21 protein-coding genes are annotated in these 17682 nt (G+C 65.3%); 8 read left to right on the top strand and 13 right to left on the bottom strand.

Features of this window, described 5'->3' with window-relative positions; translation table 11 throughout:
* Nucleotides 1-209: 209 nt before the first annotated feature.
* Both RCF13_RS17590 and RCF13_RS17585 read right to left on the bottom strand, forming a co-directional pair.
* A complete protein-coding gene (locus RCF13_RS17590; protein WP_134968368.1) occupies nt 210-2306 on the bottom strand; it encodes a prolyl oligopeptidase family serine peptidase in 2097 nt (698 codons plus the stop codon).
* A 69-nt stretch (nt 2307-2375) separates the two neighbouring features.
* Nucleotides 2376-2675: a hypothetical protein gene (locus RCF13_RS17585; protein ID WP_061479865.1), complete on the bottom strand. Its 300-nt coding sequence runs from the start codon at nt 2673-2675 to the stop codon at nt 2376-2378.
* Between the two features lie 128 nt (nt 2676-2803).
* Here RCF13_RS17585 and RCF13_RS17580 point away from each other — a divergent pair, with 128 nt between their 5' ends.
* On the top strand, nt 2804-3403 hold the full coding sequence (locus RCF13_RS17580; protein WP_134968216.1) for a lipocalin family protein: 600 nt from the start codon (nt 2804-2806) through the stop codon (nt 3401-3403).
* 71 nt (nt 3404-3474) lie between these two features.
* Here the strand turns inward: RCF13_RS17580 and RCF13_RS17575 are convergent, their stop codons facing one another.
* The 5 genes from RCF13_RS17575 to RCF13_RS17555 form a co-directional block, all read right to left on the bottom strand.
* Nucleotides 3475-3774: a HigA family addiction module antitoxin gene (locus RCF13_RS17575; RefSeq protein WP_061479867.1), complete on the bottom strand. Its 300-nt coding sequence runs from the start codon at nt 3772-3774 to the stop codon at nt 3475-3477.
* A gap of 10 nt (nt 3775-3784) precedes the next feature.
* Nucleotides 3785-4063 carry a type II toxin-antitoxin system RelE/ParE family toxin gene (locus tag RCF13_RS17570; RefSeq protein WP_061479868.1) on the bottom strand — a complete coding sequence of 93 codons (279 nt, stop codon included), beginning with the start codon at nt 4061-4063 and terminating at the stop codon, nt 3785-3787.
* 160 nt (nt 4064-4223) lie between these two features.
* On the bottom strand, nt 4224-4913 hold the full coding sequence (locus RCF13_RS17565) for a methionine ABC transporter permease (protein WP_065196496.1): 690 nt from the start codon (nt 4911-4913) through the stop codon (nt 4224-4226).
* A complete protein-coding gene (locus tag RCF13_RS17560; protein WP_005419464.1) occupies nt 4910-5917 on the bottom strand; it encodes a methionine ABC transporter ATP-binding protein in 1008 nt (335 codons plus the stop codon). Before RCF13_RS17560 ends, RCF13_RS17565 begins: the two co-directional genes overlap by 4 nt.
* A gap of 179 nt (nt 5918-6096) precedes the next feature.
* Complete coding sequence (locus RCF13_RS17555) at nt 6097-6993, bottom strand: DMT family transporter (protein ID WP_019660712.1); 897 nt, start codon at nt 6991-6993, stop codon at nt 6097-6099.
* A 153-nt stretch (nt 6994-7146) separates the two neighbouring features.
* Between RCF13_RS17555 and RCF13_RS17550 the strand changes: the two genes are divergently transcribed.
* The 3 genes from RCF13_RS17550 (at nt 7147) to RCF13_RS17540 (ending at nt 9096) form a co-directional block, all read left to right on the top strand.
* Complete coding sequence (locus RCF13_RS17550) at nt 7147-7629, top strand: YajQ family cyclic di-GMP-binding protein (protein WP_005419468.1); 483 nt, start codon at nt 7147-7149, stop codon at nt 7627-7629.
* Nucleotides 7630-7729: 100 nt separating this feature from the next.
* Complete coding sequence (locus RCF13_RS17545; protein WP_061479870.1) at nt 7730-8296, top strand: DUF1415 domain-containing protein; 567 nt, start codon at nt 7730-7732, stop codon at nt 8294-8296.
* Nucleotides 8293-9096 (top strand): SDR family oxidoreductase, encoded by an 804-nt coding sequence (locus RCF13_RS17540; RefSeq protein WP_134968215.1) that lies wholly within the window; start codon nt 8293-8295, stop codon nt 9094-9096. The genes RCF13_RS17545 and RCF13_RS17540 overlap by 4 nt, the downstream gene beginning before the upstream one ends.
* 110 nt (nt 9097-9206) lie before the next feature.
* Here RCF13_RS17540 and RCF13_RS17535 read toward each other — a convergent pair whose 3' ends face one another.
* Nucleotides 9207-11237, bottom strand: coding sequence for a M3 family metallopeptidase (locus tag RCF13_RS17535; protein WP_061479871.1), 2031 nt, complete (start codon nt 11235-11237; stop codon nt 9207-9209).
* Between the two features lie 165 nt (nt 11238-11402).
* Here RCF13_RS17535 and RCF13_RS17530 point away from each other — a divergent pair, with 165 nt between their 5' ends.
* Nucleotides 11403-11807: a hypothetical protein gene (locus RCF13_RS17530; RefSeq protein WP_061479872.1), complete on the top strand. Its 405-nt coding sequence runs from the start codon at nt 11403-11405 to the stop codon at nt 11805-11807.
* Nucleotides 11808-11854: 47 nt separating this feature from the next.
* Here the strand turns inward: RCF13_RS17530 and RCF13_RS17525 are convergent, their stop codons facing one another.
* Entirely contained in the window at nt 11855-12967 is a 1113-nt protein-coding gene (locus tag RCF13_RS17525; RefSeq protein WP_134968214.1) for a PLP-dependent cysteine synthase family protein, read from the bottom strand.
* Between the two features lie 126 nt (nt 12968-13093).
* On the opposite strand from RCF13_RS17525, the gene gloA reads away from it, so the two are divergent.
* Both gloA and RCF13_RS17515 read left to right on the top strand, forming a co-directional pair.
* A complete protein-coding gene (gene gloA / locus RCF13_RS17520; RefSeq protein ID WP_033834977.1) occupies nt 13094-13612 on the top strand; it encodes a lactoylglutathione lyase in 519 nt (172 codons plus the stop codon).
* A 124-nt stretch (nt 13613-13736) separates the two neighbouring features.
* Complete coding sequence (locus tag RCF13_RS17515; RefSeq protein WP_134968213.1) at nt 13737-14165, top strand: VOC family protein; 429 nt, start codon at nt 13737-13739, stop codon at nt 14163-14165.
* A gap of 67 nt (nt 14166-14232) precedes the next feature.
* Here the strand turns inward: RCF13_RS17515 and RCF13_RS17510 are convergent, their stop codons facing one another.
* Both RCF13_RS17510 and RCF13_RS17505 read right to left on the bottom strand, forming a co-directional pair.
* Complete coding sequence (locus RCF13_RS17510) at nt 14233-14664, bottom strand: CBS domain-containing protein (protein ID WP_033834978.1); 432 nt, start codon at nt 14662-14664, stop codon at nt 14233-14235.
* A 544-nt stretch (nt 14665-15208) separates the two neighbouring features.
* Entirely contained in the window at nt 15209-15487 is a 279-nt protein-coding gene (locus RCF13_RS17505) for a hypothetical protein (protein ID WP_134968212.1), read from the bottom strand.
* Between the two features lie 90 nt (nt 15488-15577).
* Between RCF13_RS17505 and RCF13_RS17500 the strand changes: the two genes are divergently transcribed.
* A complete protein-coding gene (locus tag RCF13_RS17500) occupies nt 15578-15814 on the top strand; it encodes a helix-turn-helix transcriptional regulator (protein WP_134968211.1) in 237 nt (78 codons plus the stop codon).
* A gap of 25 nt (nt 15815-15839) precedes the next feature.
* On the opposite strand, the gene RCF13_RS17495 is transcribed toward RCF13_RS17500, so the two are convergent.
* Together RCF13_RS17495 and RCF13_RS17490 are read right to left on the bottom strand one after the other, a co-directional pair.
* A complete protein-coding gene (locus tag RCF13_RS17495) occupies nt 15840-16469 on the bottom strand; it encodes a hypothetical protein (RefSeq protein ID WP_134968210.1) in 630 nt (209 codons plus the stop codon).
* Entirely contained in the window at nt 16466-17467 is a 1002-nt protein-coding gene (locus RCF13_RS17490) for a hypothetical protein (protein WP_134968209.1), read from the bottom strand. Before RCF13_RS17490 ends, RCF13_RS17495 begins: the two co-directional genes overlap by 4 nt.
* Between the last annotated feature and the right edge of the window lie 215 nt (nt 17468-17682).

Raw genomic sequence — 17682 nt, 5'->3', positions numbered from 1 at the left:
GGGGGGGGGTGGGCGGGCGGGGCCCCCCCCCCCCCCCCCCCCCCCCCACCCCCCCACCCACGCCCAACGCACGAACGGACATAGGCGACCGAGGGCCCGCGCCGCCCGGGCGCCCCGCGCCCCGCGCCGCGCCGCGCCGCGCGGGGGCCGGCCCCCGCCGCTACCCGATAACGGAAAACGCCGCCCTGGGGCGGCGTTTTCCGTTCTGCTTACTTGCCGCCCAACCGCTCCCACAGGAAGCTGTAGGCCAGCGCCGACATGTGCGCGGCCTGCGCGTTGTTGGCGGCGCCGCCGTGCCCCCCTTCGATGTTCTCGTAGTAGGTCACGTCCTTGCCGGCGTCGATCATCTTCGCCGCCATCTTGCGGGCATGCCCCGGGTGCACGCGGTCGTCGCGGGTCGAGGTCGTGAACAGCACCGGCGGGTAGTTCTTCTTCGCGTTGAACAGGTGGTACGGCGAGAAGGTCTTGATGAACTCCCAGTCACTGGTATCCGGGTTGCCGTACTCGGCCATCCATGAGGCACCGGCCAACAGGTGGCTGTAGCGCTTCATGTCCAGCAACGGCACCTGCACCACCACCGCACCGAACAGCTCCGGGTACTGGGTCAGCATGTTGCCGGTCAGCAGGCCACCGTTGCTGCCGCCCTGCACGCCCAGGTGCTTGGCGCTGGTGATCTTGCGCTTGACCAGGTCCCGCGCCACTGCGGCCATGTCTTCGTAGGCCTTGTGGCGGTTCTGCTTCAGCGCCGCCTGGTGCCAGCGCGGGCCGTACTCGCCGCCACCACGGATGTTGGCCACCACGTACACGCCGCCCTTCTCCAGCCAGGCGCGGCCCATGCCACCGGAATAGCTCGGGGTCAGCGAGATCTCGAAGCCACCGTAGCCGTACAGCAGCGTCGGATTGGAGCCATCGAGCTTCATCGCCCTGTCGTGCACCACGAAGTACGGCACGCGGGTGCCGTCCTTGCTGGTGGCGAAGTGCTGCTCGATCACCTTGCCCTTGGCATCGAAGAAGGCCGGCATGGTCTTCAGCGTTTCCGGGGCCTGGCCGATCTCGGCCAGGGCCAGCGTGGTCGGGGTCAGGTAGTCGGTGGCGGTCAGCCACACCGCGTCGCTGTCATTGCTGTCCACTGCAGCCACGCCCAGTGTGCCGAAGGCAGGGGCGCCGACGAAGCGGCTGGTCTTCCAGCCATCTGCGCCCGGGGTCAGCACCGACAGGCGGTTCTTGACGTCGTCCAGCACGTTCAGCACCAGATGGCTCTTGGTCCAGGTGGCGCTGGCCAGCGAGGTGGTCGCGGTCGGGGTGAACAGCACCTCGAAGTCGCGCTTGCCGGCCAGGAAGTCGTCCAGCTGGGTGGCCAGCAGCGAACCGGAGGCATAGGTCTTGCCGCCCACGGTCCACGGATCGCGCAGCTCCAGGGTCAGCCACTGCTTGTGCAGGCCCTTCTCGGCCGAATTCGGCGCATCGATCTTGGTCAGCGTGCCGTCGTCGCCACGCAGGTAAAGCTCGTTGTTGTAGAACGCCAGCGTGCGGCTGACCAGGTTGCGCTCGAAGCCCGGGGTGTCATCGTGCATCGCCGCGATGTACATGTCTTCCGGCTTGCCTTCGTACACCACGGTGGCCGAGGCCATCGGCGTGCCGCGCTTCCACAGCTTGGCCACGCGCGGATAGCCGGACGTGGTCATCGTGCCGGCACCGAAGTCGGTGTAGACGAACACGGTGTCGCGGTCGACCCAGTTGAGGCCCCCCTTCGACTCCGGACGGAAGAAGCCGTCCTTGATCCAGGTCTTGTTGGCCAGGTCGAACTCGCGGGTGACGTCGGCGTCGGCGCCGCCGCGCGACAGCGCGATCAGGCAACGGCTGTAATCCGGGCGCAGGCAATCGGCGCCGTGCCAGACCCAGTTCTCACCCTCGGCCTTGTTCAGCGCATCCAGGTCGAGCACGGTCTCCCACTGCGGCGACGCCTTGCGGTACTCGGCCAGGGTGGTGCGCCGCCACAGGCCGCGCTCGTGCTGCTGGTCCTTCCAGAAGTTGTAGTAGTAGTCGCCGATCTTCTGCACGCCCGGAATCTTGGCATCGGAGTCGAGCACCTCGCGGATGCGGGTCTCCATCTGCTTGAAGGCCGGGGTCTGCGCCAGGCGCGCCTCGGACTTGGCATTCTGTTCCTTGACCCAGGACAGCGGCTTGTCGCCGGTGACGTCCTCCAGCCAGGCGTAGCGGTCGGTATCTTCAGCGGCCACGGCGGTCCCCACCGAGGCAGCGGTCATCATGCCGGCCAACAGGCAGGCGGAAGCGAGTCGTGACATTGCAGCTCCAGGCAGTCATAAGCCGTGGAACGCTAGCACGGAATGCCGCGGCCTCCCCCGTGTCGAAGGTCAGGCCGTGGCCGCCGGGCCGCGCCGGCGACGCGCCTGTCCACCGGTACGCCGCACCTTCGGCAGCCGCGACAGGCGCGGCAGCGGGAAGCGCAACAGCGCCCACCAGGCCGCGAGCGGCATGCCGATCAGCCACATCGGCAGCCAGCCCAACCACGCGCTGCTGCCACGTGCCGCTGGCCAGACCAGTACCAGCGCCAGTCCGGCCAGCACCAGTTGCCGCACGCCACGCAGCAGGCGCGGGTCGGCGCGTTCGATGATGCGTTCAGTTGCAGGGTGACGGACGGAACGTGTGTTCATGGGCCTTCTCCGGTAGACAATGCAACACAGCTTGGGCAAGCCCCTTCTCACAGATTGCGACACCATTGACGGATCGCGCACGCTCAGTCGACCATGCTCAGGCAAAGCCCTCCTGAGCCCGCTCCCGCATGACTTCGATCCGCCCGCTCTGCGCCGTGTTGCTGGCCCTGTCCCTGGCGGGCCCCGCCATGGCGGTCGGTGAGCCGCCATCACCCCGTGCCAGCGCCCCGCGCGCCGATCCGGATGCCCCGATCGACCTCAAGCGCTTCATGGGCACCTGGTACGTGATCGGCCGCGTGCCGAACTTCATCGAACGCGGGCACGTCGCCAGCGTCAACGAGTACGAGTTGCGCGACGAGCACAAGGTCGGCATCACCTACCGCTACCGCGACGGCTTCGGCGAACCCCTGCAGGAGATCCGCGCACGCGCCAGCGTCGACCCGGACAGCGGCAACCACGGCTGGCGCACCTGGTTCTACCGCGTGGTGCCGACCCACTCCCGGGTGCTGGACGTCGCCCCGGACTATTCGTGGGCACTGATCGGCTACCCGGGCCGCGAGATGGCGTGGATCTTCTCGCGCACGCCGGACATGGACAAAGCCCTGTACAAGGAGCTGGCCGAGCGCCTGCGCGACGAGTACGGCGTGAACACCGACAAGCTCAAGCGCGTGCCGCAGCATCCGGAACAGGTCGGCAAGCTGGGCTACGAAGTCCCGAACGTGCGCTGAGAAAGCGTCGCCGGGCATGGCCCAGCGCTACCTGAACGATACCGGGCCATGCCCGGCGGACGTGACGTGCCTTACGCCGCCCGCGGCTGCACGCGGCGCTCGATCTCGCCAAGCGTGGGCAGCGTCTTCAAGTCGTAAGTCGCCTGCAGCGCCAGCCACGATGCGGCATCACCTCCGAAATGGCGCGCCAGCCGGGCAGCAGTGTCGGCGGTGATCGCACGTTCGCCATGGACGATGGCATGCAGGCGGGTGGCCGGAACATCCAGTTCCCTCGCCAGTGCATTCACGCTCAGAGCCAGCGGGGAAAGGAACTCCTCTCGCAGGATCTCGCCGGGATGGATGGCCCGCATGCGATTGTTGGTTGGCTTCATGGCGAATGCCTCAGTGGTAGTCAACGATTTCCACGGATTGCGGACCGCTGTCGGTCCAGATGAAACACAGCCGCCACTGATCGTTGATTCGCAGGCTGTGCTGCCCTTTGCGGTCGCCAGCCAGTGCCTCCAACCGGTTGCCGGGCGGACTGCGCAGGAACGCCAGCGTCTGTGCCGAGTCAAGCATCTGCAGCTTGCGTTCCGCTGCCCGTCGAATCGGCAGCCAGGCGCGCACGCAGTGGCCTTCAAACAAGGCGCGGGTGTGCTTGCAACGGAAGGACCGGATCATTCCGCAAAACGTATTACGTCACACGGAATATACCAAGCAACTGGATGTGCTGCCAGTCCCGGTTCGGTGATTCAGGTTTTCAATGGATCGATTGCGTCATGCCGCCGCCGGGCATGGCCCGGCGCTACCCGAACGACGCCGGGCGACGCCCGGCACCGGGTTACTTGCGGCTGTAATGCGCGACCAGGCGGTCGCCGAGCATCTGCAGCAGCTGCACCAGGACCAGCAGCAGGACCACGGTGACCAGGGCCACGTCGGTGTGCGAACGCTGGTAGCCATCGCGGAAAGCCAGGTCGCCGAGGCCACCGGAACCGATCGCACCGCCCATCGCAGTGAAGCCGATCAGGGCCACGGTGGTGACGGTGGCACCGGCGATCAGGCCGGGGCGCGCTTCCGGCAGCAGCACGCGGGTCACCAGCTGCCAGGTGGTGGCGCCCATCGCCTGGGTCGCCTCGATGACGCCTCGATCCACTTCGCGCAGCGCGGTCTCGACCAGGCGCGCATAGAACGGCGCTGCGCCGATCACCAGCGGCACGATCGCGCCGCGCACGCCCAGCGAGGTTCCCATCAGGAACAACGTGACCGGAATCAGCACGATCATCAGGATGATGAAGGGCACCGAGCGCAGCAGGTTCACCACCAGTGCCAGCGCGCCATAGGCGAACGGCCTCCGCTTCATCTGTGGCGCGCCGAACAGGTACAGCAGCACGCCCAGCGGCAGGCCGATGGCCAGGGTCAGCGGCAGCGAACCGAGCAGCATCAGCAGCGTGTCGAGGGTGGCCTGGCCGATGTCGGCCCACTTGCCCGCATCCAGGTGACGGAAGAAGCCGCCAGCAGCAGCAATGATCATCGACGCAGCTCCTCGACGTGCACGCCGGCGGCCACGAAGGCAGCCTGCGCGGCGGACTGGTCGCCGCCCACCAGGGCGACCACCAGCTGGCCATACGGGGTGTCCTTGATCCGGTCGATACGCCCGGACAGGATGTTGTAGTCGACCCCGGTCTGCCGCGCGACGCTGCCGAGCAGGGGTTCGTAGGTGTCGCCACCGAGGAAGGTCAGGCGCACGATACGGCCGCCAACGGCATCGAAATCACGGTGCAGCGCGCCCTCGTCCACATGCTCCGACTCGCTGACGAACCGGCGCGTGGTCGGATGCTGCGGGTGCAGGAACACCCGGGTGACCGGACCGGTTTCGACCATCTGGCCGGCATCGAGCACCGCAACGCGGTCGCAGACACGGCGGATCACGTCCATCTCGTGGGTGATCAGCACGATGGTCAGGCCGAGCTCGCGATTGATCTTCGACAGCAGCGACAGCACCGAAGCAGTGGTCTGCGGGTCGAGCGCACTGGTGGCCTCGTCGCACAGCAGGATCTGCGGACGGGTCGCCAGCGCGCGGGCGATACCGACGCGCTGCTTCTGGCCACCGGACAGCTGCGCCGGATACTTCTGCGCATGCGCTTCCAGGCCCACGGTCTGCAGCAGCTCGGCCACGCGCGCGTCGATTTCCGCCTTCGGCGTGCCGGCCAGTTCCAGCGGGAAGGCGACATTGCCCGCAACCGTGCGCGACGACAGCAGATTGAAATGCTGGAAGATCATGCCGATGCGCCGGCGCAGCGCGCGCAGGCCGTCCGCGTCCAGCGCGGTGACATCCTCACCACCGATCAGCAGCCGGCCACCGCTGGGTTCTTCCAGGCGGTTGATCATGCGGATCAGGGTCGACTTGCCGGCGCCGGAATGGCCGATGATGCCGAAAACCTCACCGGCCTCGATGGTCAGGTCCAACGGTTGCAGCGCGCTGATCTCGCGGCCGGCAACGGCATAGGATTTGTGCAGGCGCTGGAACTCGATCACGGGCGTGGCTCACCGGCTGGGTGACGGAAGGGGGCGTGCAGCCTACCAGCGCAGGCGGTCGCGCGCCCGCGCCATGGGCCAGAATGTTATTCCTTTTGGTTCTAACGTGCCTGCTCCGGCGCGGGTTCCGGGGTCGGATCCCCGCAGGGGCTCTGACCCCCCTCCCCGGCCAAACCCGTTCAGGGATGATCCAGCGGCTTCGGCGGCTCCTGCCTGTTCACCCGCTCGCGGTGCAGCAGGTAAAGCCCCGAAGCCACGATGATTGCCGCGCCCACCCAGGTATAGCCATCGGGCAGCTGACCCCAGAAGGCCAGGTCCCAACCGATCACCCAGACCAGCCCGCTGTACTCCAACGGCGCGATCATCGAGGCCTCGCCCAGCTGGAAGGCCCTGGTCAGGGCGATCTGGCCCAGCGCCCCGGCCAGGCCCATGCCACCGATCAGCGGCGCATGTGCCAGCTGCAGTGGCACCCAGCCGGGAAGGGCCAGCAGCCCGGCACCGATGGCCATGATCACCAGGAACCAGACCACCATCGACTGCGAGGTATCTGTGCGGGTCAACAGGCTGACCGTGATCGCGGCTACGGCATAGGCGGTGGCCGCGGCCAGCACCATCAGCCCCGGCACCGAGATGAAGCCATCGACGCCCGGCCGCAGCACCACCAGCACACCGACCAGGCCAATCCCGATGGCGACCCAGCGCCGTGGCCCGACCCGCTCGCCCAGCAGCGGCACCGACAATGCGGCGATCAGCAGCGGGGCAACGAAATAGATGGTGTAGGCAGTGGACAGCGGCAGGTCGCGCAGGGCGAACACGAAGCAGCCGATCATCGCCATGCCCAGCGCACCACGCAGCAGGTGCAGCCCCCAGCGGCGCGGCACCAGTGAACGCGGCCCGGCGCTGGCCAGCACCCAGACCAGCACGAACGGCAACGAGGCCGCGCCGCGCAGGAAGGTTACTTCCAGGGTGGGGTAGCTGGCCGACAGCTGCTTCATGCCAGCGTCCATCAGCGAGAAACAGGCGACTGCAGCGACCATCCAGGCCACCGCACGCGAAGGGGAGCGTTGCACGTTCATGGCCCATTATCGCCCGGTCGTCGCTTTCTGTAGAGCCGAGCCCACGCTCGGCTGCCCTTCACAAAGCCGCCGAGCATGGCTCGACTCTACAAAGGGCGGGCATGGGGCCCTCGCGATAGAATGGCTGCCACTGAATCCTGCGGAGCATCGCCCATGCCTTCCTTCGACGTCGTGTCTGAAGTCGACACCCACGAACTGACCAACGCCATCGACCAGGCCAACCGCGAACTGGCCACCCGCTTCGATTTCAAGGGCGTGGATGCCAAGTTCGAACGCGATGGCGATGTGATCAACCAGTTCGCGCCGACCGAGTTCCAGCTCAAGCAGATGAACGACATCCTGCGTGCACGCCTGGCCGCGCGCGGCATCGATGTGCTCAGCCTCGAATTCGGCGACATCGAGACCAACCTGGCCCAGGCCCGGCAGAAGATCACCGTCAAGCAGGGCATCGAGCAGAAGATCGCCAAGAAGATCGCCGCTGCGCTGAAGGAGGCCAAGCTGAAGGTTGAAAGCCAGATCAATGGCGACAAGCTGCGCGTGCAGGGCAAGAAGCGTGATGACCTGCAGGACGCCATCGCCGTGCTCAAGGCCGGCAAGTTCGAGCTGCCGCTGCAGTTCAACAATTTCCGCGATTGATCTGGCCGCCGGGCATGGCCCGGCGCCGGCACCTGCGGTAAGACGGTGCGTTGCAAGCGACGCGCCTACAATGTCCGCCCCGCCAGCCGACGTGCCCGCCATGACCGACGCCCAACTGCCCACCGAGGACCCGATCGCCGCCACCCGCCTGTGGCTGGAACGCATCGTCATCGGCCTGAACCTGTGCCCGTTCGCCAAGGCGGTCTACGTGAAGGACCAGGTCCGCATCGTGCTCAGCGATGCGACCACGACGGAAGCCCTGGTTGAGCAGCTGGCCGAGGAACTGGTCCTGCTGCGCGATACGCCGGCCGAGCAGATCGATACCACGCTGATCGTGCATCCGCAGGTGCTGACCGATTTCCTCGACTACAACGACTTCCTCGACAACGCCGACGCGGCGATCGAGGCGCTGGACCTGCAGGGCATCCTGCAGGTGGCCAGCTTCCACCCCGACTACCAGTTCGACGGCGTGGCCGCGGACGACGCCAGCAACTACACCAATCGCGCGCCCTTCCCCACCCTGCACCTGCTGCGCGAAGACAGCGTGGCGCGCGCGGTGGACGTCTATCCGGATCCGGACGTGATCGTCGAGCGCAACATCCAGACCCTGGACCGCATCGGCGTGGACGGCTGGCATCGCCGCCTGCGTGGCGAAGACCTGTCGTGAGCACGGTGCCGCCGATTGCCGCTTGGCCGGCCGCGCCGCTGTCGGGCAAGGTGGTGCTGGTCACCGGCGGCGCCAACGGCATCGGCCGTGGCATCGCGCAGGCCGTGCTCGGCGCCGGTGGCCGCGTGCTGATCGGCGACCTCGACGTGGAGGCCGGCGAGGCGTGCCTGGCGGAATGGCAGCGTGGTGAGGATGCCGTGTTCCAGCGCCTGGACATCACCGACGAAGCCAGCGTGCGCGCCTTCATCGCCGTGGCCCTGCAGCGTTTCGGCCGCATCGACGGCCTGGTCAACAACGCGGGGATTGCCAGCCCGCACGGCACGCTGCTGCAGGACATGGACTGGGACGAGTGGCAGCGCCGGCTGTCTTCGCTGCACGGCGCGTTCCTGTGCAGCAAGCATGCGTTGCCGGCGCTGACCACCAGCGCCGCCGGTGCGATCATCAACATCGCCTCGACCCGCGCCTGGCAATCCGAAGCACACAGCGAAGCCTATGCCGCAGCCAAGGGCGGACTGGTGGCGTTCACCCATGCGCTGGCGATCAGCAGCGGCCCGGCGGTGCGGGTGAACAGCATCAGTCCCGGGTGGATCGGCACCTGCGAGTGGCAGGCACCCTCACGCCGACACGCACCGGAGTATTCGGCCACCGACCATGCGCAACACCCGGTCGGCCGCGTCGGCCAGCCGGAGGACATCGGTGCGTTGGCCGTGTACCTGCTGTCATCACTGTCCGGTTTCAGCACCGGCCAGGATTTCATCGTCGACGGCGGCATGACCCGGAAGATGATCTACGCCGAATGACCGCTGTGCGGTAGCGCCGGGCCATGCCCGGCGGCTCTTCTTGCCGCGCCGCGCTGCGCGCTCGCCGGGCATGGCCCGGCGCTACCGGGATGCACCGCGTTTTTTTGCGTTTACGCCATGCCCGAGTGGCGCAGCAGCGCATCGATCTGCGGCGCACGGCCGCGGAAGGCCTTGAAGTTGTCCGCCGCCGGGCGGCTGCCACCGCGCGACAGGATCTCATCACGGAAGCGTGCGCCGGTTTCAGCCAGTGCCTGCGGCGCTTCCTCGAAGGCGGCATAGGCGTCGGCGCTGAGTACCTCGGCCCACTTGTAGCTGTAGTAACCCGCGGCGTAACCGCCCGCAAAGATGTGGCTGAACTGGTGCGGGAAGCGGTTCCAGGCCGGCGGGTGGTTCACCGCCACTTCCGCGCGCACGCGGTCGAGCAGCGCCAGCACGCTGTCCTGCGCTGGTTCGAACTGGCTGTGCAGCAGCATGTCGAACAGGCCGAACTCCAGCTGGCGGACGGTGGCCATGCCGCTGTGGAAGTTGCGCGCGGCCAGCATGCGCTCGTACAGCGCGCGCGGCAGCGGCTCGCCACTGTCCACGTGCGCGGTCATCGCCTGCAGGTGGTCCCATTCCCAGCAGAAGTTCTCCATGAACTGGCTGGGCAGCTCCACCGCATCCCATTCCACGCCGTTGATGCCAGCCACGCCCAGTTCGCCGATGCGGGTCAGCAGCTGGTGCAGTCCGTGGCCCATCTCATGGAACAGCGTGGTCACTTCGTTGTGGCTGAAGGTGGCCGGCTTGCCGTTGGCACCGCGGCCGAAGTTGCACACCAGGTAGACCAGCGGCGTCTGCACGCTGCCGTCGGTGCGCACGCGACGGTTGCGGCAATCATCCATCCACGCCCCGCCGCGCTTGCCCTCGCGGGCGTACAGGTCCAGGTAGAACTGGCCAACCAGCGCGCCCTGCGCATCGACCAACCGGAAGAAGCGCGCATCCTCGTGCCACACCGGCGCGCTGTCCTCCTGCACGCGCAGGCCGTACAGCTGCTCGATCACCGAGAACAGGCCACCCAGTACCTTCGGCTCGGTGAAATACTGCTTCACCTCCTGCTCGGAATAGCTGTAACGCGCCTGCTTCAGGCGGTCGGCGGCGAAGGCCAGGTCCCAGGCCTGCAGGCTGTCGATGCCGAGCTGTTCGCGCGCGAACTGCTCCAGCTCGGCGCGGTCCCTGGCCGCGAACGGCTTGGCACGCGCGGCCAGGTCACGCAGGAAACCGAGCACTTCGGCCGGGTCCTGCGCCATCTTGGTCGCCACCGAGTAATGGCCGTACGAATCGAAGCCGAGCAACGCAGCCAGTTCGGCGCGCAGGGCAAGGATGCGGTCGATGTTGCCGCTGTTGTCCAGTGCGTCATCGCCGAATTCGGACGCACGCTGGGCGCTGGCGCGGTACAGGATCTCGCGAAGGTCGCGGTCCTCGCCCCAGGTCTGCACCGGCAGGTAGCACGGCATCTGCAGGGTCAGTTTCCAGCCGGCCTTGCCGTCCTTCTGTGCTGCGGCATGCGCGGTGGCCTTCACGTCTTCCGGCAGGCCCTTCAGCCGCGCTTCGTCTTCGATGATCAGCGACCAGGCATCGGTAGCGTCGAGCACGTTCTGCGAGAACTTCGCCGACAGCGCCGACAGTTCTTCCTTGATCGCAGCAAAACGCTGCTGGGCCTCGGGCGCCAGCTCGGCGCCGCCGAGGCGGAAGTCGCGCAGGGTGTTGTCCAGCACCTTGCGCTGGGCTTCATCGAAATGCGCCGCCTCCGGGCTGGCGGCCAGCGCCTGGTACTGCCGATACAGCGCCAGGTTCTGCCCCAGCGCACTGGCGAAGCGGGTCACTCGCGGCAGGTTGCTGTTGTAGGCCTCGCGCAGCTCCGGGGTGTTGACCACGCCCTGCAGGTGGCCGACCAGGCCCCAGGCGCGCCACAGGCGCTCGGTGGCATCGTCCAGCGGGGTCACGAAGGTCTGCCAGGTGACCGGCTGCACCTGCTCGGCTGCGCTGACGGCGGCTTCGGCCTCGGCCAGCAGCACATCCAGCGCCGGCGCCACGTGCTCGGGGCGGATCGCCTCGAAGCGCGGCAGGCCGGAAAAATCGAGCAGGGGGTTGGCAACGGTCACGGCAGGTCTCCAGGGTACGGGCCCGGCAGGCGGGCAGCCCGGTAGATATGGCGCTGCCAGGCATCGCTGACAAGGGGGCACGGCATTCACATCGGCCTTACGCACGCCCCCCGAAGCTCTGGGTGCGGGGGAGTCCGCAGCGGCACGTACCGAACGAGGCCCTACATGGATGGTCTGGCTGCAGTTGCATCCGCCTCACCGGCGCGGTCGCTGGCACTGTCTGCCAGCGCGGCCGAACTGGCCTGGATCGCCGCGCTGTGCGATGCCGGCGACGACGCCCCGCGCCACCTGCAGCAGTTGCAGGCGGTGCTGCAGCAGGGCGGCACGTTCAATGAAAGCCAGGAGTGGTACCCGTTCGAAGTGGTCGAGCGCGGCGCCAGCCAGCTGCAGCTGGGCCATGAGCGCGAGTTCGTGATCTGCGTGCTGCTGTGGTTGCAGGCATTGGCCCAGGGCCGCGCCAGCATCCTGGATCCCACCCTGCACCTGGATGATCGTGCGATGGACATCGAGGCGTTGCCTGATGCGCTTCGCGACGCGGTGCTCGACGCGTTCACCGCGGCGGGGTACTGAGACACCGTCGCTTTCGCCGGCATGGCCCCGCGCGAGCGTCGTCCGTGCTACAGCGCTTCCAGGCTGCACCACGGCAGCTCGGGCAAGCCCTGCCCGGCGACCGCAGCGGCCAGCTGCGCATCGGCGCCGTCGACATCGATACCCTGGCGCAGGTACCACGCCGGGTCGTAATAGCTCTGCGCATAGCGTTCGCCGCTGTCGCACAGGATGCTGACGATGCTGCCCTGGTGGCCCGCCTCGCGCATCCATTGCGCCGCCTGCAGCACGCCGATGAAGTTGGTGCCGGTCGAGCCACCGACACGGCGGCCGAGCTGGCGGCTGACATGGCGCATCGCGGCCAGGCTCAGTGCGTCGGGTACCTTGACCATCGCATCGACGCTGGTCGGGATGAAGCTCGGCTCCACCCGTGGCCGGCCGATGCCTTCCACGCGCGAACCACCAGTGCAGGTCAGGTCGCGCCAGTCCTGTTCACCGGCCACGGCGGCCCGGTAGCCGTCGAAGAACACCGACACTTCCGGGTCCGCGCACAGGATGCGGGTGTCGTGGCGGCGGTAGCTGACATAGCGGCCCAGGGTGGCGGCGGTACCGCCGGTGCCGGGGCTGCACACGATCCATTCCGGAACCGGGCTGGGCTCTTCGGCCATCTGCTTGAAGATGGACTCGGCGATGTTGTTGTTGGCACGCCAGTCGGTCGCGCGCTCAGCGTAGGTGAACTGGTCCATGAAGTGGCCACCGGTTTCACGGGCCAGCTTCTCCGAATCACAGTTGAGGTCGCAGGCACGTTCGACAAGATGGCAGCGGCCGCCTTGGAACTCGATCGCGGCGATCTTTTCAGGCGAGGTGGTGGCCGGGATCACTGCAATGAACGGCAGGCCGAGCAGGCGCGCGAAATAGGCTTCGGACACAGCCGTCGAGCCGCTGGACGCCTCGATCACCGGTCGCCCTTCGCGCAGCCAGCCATTGGCCAGCGCATACAGGAACAGCGAGCGCGCCAGCCGGTGCTTGAGGCTACCGGTGGGATGGCTCGACTCATCCTTCAGGTACACATCGATGCCCTCGAACCCGGGCAGCGCCAGCGGGATCAGGTGGGTATCGGCGGAGCGGTTGAAATCGGCTTCAATCTTGCGGATGGCGGCGGCCACCCATTCACGCTGTGACATGGCGGGCAATCGTTGTCAGGACGGAACGGTGCGATCCGGCCATTGTACGTCGCGGTGCCGTCAGGTGCTGGCCGGTAGAATGCCCCCATCCGGCCGGCAACGGCCCTGTCTGAAGGACCTCCCCCCATGACCATTCCCGCCCTGCGCGATGTCCCCGGCGTCGCCGCCCAGGCCCCGGCCGAAACCACCGGCTTCGTGTTCAACCACACCATGCTGCGGGTGAAGGACATCACCGCCTCGCTGGACTTCTACACCCGCGTGCTCGGCTACCAGCTGATCGACAAGCGCGACTTTCCCGAAGCCCAGTTCAGCCTGTACTTCCTGGCCTACGTCCCAGCTGGCGTGGCAGTTCCGGAAGATGACAGCCAGCGCCGCCTGTGGATGGCCGGCCTGCCGGGCGTGCTGGAACTGACCCACAACCACGGCACCGAGAGCCAGGACGGCGCGGTCTACCACGACGGCAACAGCGACCCGCGCGGCTTCGGCCACATCTGCGTGTCGGTGCCGGACATCGAGGCGGCCTGCCAACGCTTCGAGGACCTCGGGGTAACCTTCCAGAAGCGCCTGACCGACGGCCGCATGAAGAACCTGGCCTTCATCAAGGACCCGGACGGCTACTGGGTCGAGATCATCGCCAACGTCTGACCCGGAAAGGGGCACAATTCCGGTAGCGCCGGGCCATGCCCGGCGGCCTTGAGCAGGCCGCGCTGCGCGCTCGCCGGGCACGGCCCGGCGCTACCGACTCCGTCCCCTTTTTGAAGAGGTTCGTATGGAAACGATGGAACTGCACCGTGGCCGCCTGATCGACCACATCCAGCTGGTGGTGCGTGACCTGGCCGCCAGCCGCCACTTCTACCAGGCAGTGTTCGACACGATCGGCATCCCACTGGGCGGCGAAGGGCCGGACTTCTTCTGGGCCGACGAGCTGTTCATTTCCAGCGCCAGCAGCCGTGCCGCCGCCGGCCAGTTGACCGGCCGCCACCATCTCGCCTTCCAGGCCCGCGACAGCGCAACTGTTGACGCCTTCCACACTGCCGCGATCGCCGCCGGCGGTACCGACAATGGCGCGCCAGGCGAACGCCCCTACCACCCGGGCTACTACGGCGCCTTCGTGCTCGACCCCGATGGCAACAACATCGAAGTGGTCTATCACGGGCCGGCGAACTACAGCGCCGATTCGGTGAAGGTCACTTTCTGATATCACCGGCGCCGTGAACGAAGAAGCCGGGCTATGCCCGGCTTCTCTGCTTCCAGCGCTGCGGCCCTCAGTGGGCGGCCATGTAGATGTCCTGCAGCACTGCCTTTTCCAGTTCCAGCTCGCCCAGCAGGTTCTTCACGATATCGCCCAGGCTGAGGATGCCGACCAGGCGGGTGCCTTCAGTGACCATCAGGTGACGGCGCCGCGAGTACGTCATCAACGACATGGCCTGTTTCAGCGTGGCGTCCGGCGCAATGCCCTCCAGACCGGTGGACGGCAGGCTGGAAATCACCCGGCGGCCGGCCTGCGGGCCGTCGTCGGCCAGGGTGCGCACGATGTCCTTCTCGGAAATGATGCCGACCGGGGCATCGTCCTTCATCACCACCAGCGCAGCGATCCTGTTCGCGCTCATCTTGTGGGCGGCGGCACCGATCGTGTCTTCGGCATCGATGGTGATGACAGCTTCTTTCTTGGATTGCAGGAGTTCGCGGACGTTCATTCTTGTTTCCTGGTGCAGGTCACTGAAGTCAAAAAAGTGTGCTCTTCCGATACGCCCCCTCCCCGGGAACAGACCTTTCAGCGCACGTCTGGCGCACCCGGCTGCCGCTTGGAATGACTCGGCAGACGATGTGCTGCAACGCGAACGAGGCGGGTTCAATCGCTCAACCCGAACCTCGGCCAGATCGATTCTACGACTGCGACCCTCGGTCACTACCGGCATCGATAGGACAGTTCGTCGTGGGAACCAACTGACGATCCAGAGAATGGCACCGTGGCTGAAACCGCCGCTGAATACAGGCGGCTTCGCGCATTAAAGAATGATTGCCTGCTGCCGACGACGGACAGAACGCCCGGCGGCTGTCCCACTTCGTACTGCGTCCGGCACAAACGAAAGGGGCCTCGCAGGCCCCTTTCGCATGCAGCATCCCACAGCTCCGGGAATGCCTTACTCCACCGTAACGGAATTGTTTCCAACGGGGGTCAACCGTTTTCCCGGCGGACCCCGCATCGGCAGCGCTATCAACTTACTGGCAGACCCCTTCTTAAGCTTGTAGCCCTTCGGCTGCTGCGGGATACGCCCGTCGCCCACGATTGGCTTCACGAAGCGGATTCCACGCCTCTTCGGTGAAACTCGGTTGAGATGTCTTCTCGGATGTATTCTCGCACGTCAAGGCAACTAACTCCGCCTTCACTTCTTCTGGCGTTAGCGCCGATGCAGGCTTGACACCTTCGACGCTGCCCGGCTGCGAACCGGAACAACCCGCAACCAGCGCAGCCATCACAGCGGCGCACAACCCCACCTTCCAATCCACCAGCTTCATGCTTGCCCCCTATCAGGCGTCTATGGAACTTTAAAGTAGTCTGCCTTTAAACCTGTATAGCTAAAAGGAGGCTACCTATAGGGTGTCGGCATGACCGACCACCTACTCCGCAACCTCGGGAGAGCCCTTAGAGCGCGACGTGAAGCCGCTGGCTACAGCCAGGAGAGCTATGCGGACATCATAGGGATGCATCGCACCTACTACAGCGCTATTGAGAGGGGAGAGAAAAACCTCCAGCTGGACACCCTGCAACGAATTTGCGCAGGGCTCAGGTGCCATATGTGGGAGGCACTGAAGGACGCGGAGACCTTGACCCAGAAGCAATAGGCTATGGAGCCCGCGCAAGTGCAGATCACTCAGCGACGGGCGGAGGGTGCCCCATAGCAATAGCCATGCGACGCTGAGTGGATGTAAGCGCCTTCCATATCGCGTGAACTTGACTCGCCGGCATGGCTTTCAGGTCTTCCTTGTACTTCGACTTCTTCAGGCTGACCTTGAAGAACGAGGGGCTGTGGTCAATTCCATTTTTTTGCAGGCGCCACATCACGACGAAGGCGAACTTCGGAGTTAGATACTTGTTCTTCCGATAGTAGGCTAGTGCATTCCGGAGGATGCTGTTGTCCTCAGCGGCTGCCAGTCGCTCGAGTGCTTTGATGCACGATTCAAGTCGCATCTGCTGCATCAGGCGATCAAGCTTCTTCTTCGCCCCGGCTGGCGACAGGCGCAGTCCACTTTCGAAGACTGACAATCCAAACTTGAGAATGCACTGCGAGCCGACCCATAAGGTCTTTCCCGTCAGCGCATTCCTGATTTCAAAGTGGTAGCGCAAATCCTCTTGCTCGCAGAGCTGGCAAGTCTCGACTGGCTCTTCGTGATCCTCAGTCCGCTCAGTGAACGACCATTCTTCAAATGCCTCTGGCAATGTTGAGCCAACTGACAACGGGAGAATGTTGTCGCGCACTCTCTGTGGGTAGCTCTTCATGCGCCAACCTCAAGTACCAACGCCTCGGCTGCGGCAAGCACCATTAACTGCGCTGTGATCGCACAGCATCGAAACAGGTACTCCGCGTAGCTAAGCGTTCGGACCGCACCATCACCCCCTTCGCGGTATGTAATTACCGAACGATCGTGACTGAGGCGCAACCATCTATGATGCGATGCATTTCTAAGACGATTGTCATATTCCGCCACAAGCCATGCCAGCTCAGGATTTGCGCCTAGAGTCTCGTTGCGCCGACCCTTATCGCTACCACGGTAGTCCCGCAAAGAAATTCGACTTAGTTGGTCAAATTGCCTCCCGGAAACAATATTGTTCGCGGCAGCTAGCAGATCGATGTGAGACCCAAGAACTTCAAACGCCTCACCGTAGTACATGCGAGTTCGCTCAAAGTCAGTTGATGGCGCGTACGGGTCATCTGGCAGATTGGTAGCGCGCCTAACGTACATGAAAGTTTGATTGAACTCGTCATAAGCGCGAAAGAAGTGATCGAATACGTCAACGTACTCATCCATTCGATCCCAGCGAGACTGCCGGAACTCAGCCTGAAATCGCTCAAACTCTTGCTCGTTTAACTCGCGTGCCCGTGCAAACTCTGTCGTCAACCTGTGTAAGCCTCCTTCCCCGTACGGCTCTAGTACTCGCACAAAGAAGCCAACCAAGGCTCGTTCGATAGTCAGCTCGTCGTCTGGAACTTCATCGCCAGCCAACTGACGCAGATGCGCACGCATAAGATCTTGCTGCCCGGTTCGGCTAAAGCGGTACGCATTTCTTAGCAGGCGCCAGTACTCCGTCGCATTTGGTAAACCTCCCAACAAAACTGTGAGGTCAACCATGATTGGACCGTCGACGCCCTCGGGACGCGAGTTCTGGATAGCCCGCAGCGTGGCTTCATCAGGCTCAGGCAGGTCATGGACAGGGAAGTACTGGTCCTCATGCACGCGCGCACGGGGAATAACAAAACCAGCACTAATGTTTAGCACTCGCCCCTCTTCATCCGTGCGTTCACAGTTCTCGTCGAACTCGACCCCAACATTTGGCGGATGGTCAAGGATCAGCCGAAGTCGAAAGGGGGTGTGGCACTCAGGGCAGACAGAAGCAACTCGTTGAACGCTTTCATGTCCAACTTGTACGCGCGCAGTTACTGCACACTGGCACGCAAGGCAACGAAGACGAAGCCGAGTGATCATGAAGAATA

The sequence above is a fragment of the Stenotrophomonas maltophilia group sp. RNC7 genome, from assembly GCF_030910085.1.
Classification (GTDB): Bacteria; Pseudomonadota; Gammaproteobacteria; order Xanthomonadales; family Xanthomonadaceae; genus Stenotrophomonas; species Stenotrophomonas sepilia.
Note: the sequence above shows the minus strand (reverse complement) of the source record. Positions and strands in the feature narration are given on the sequence as shown.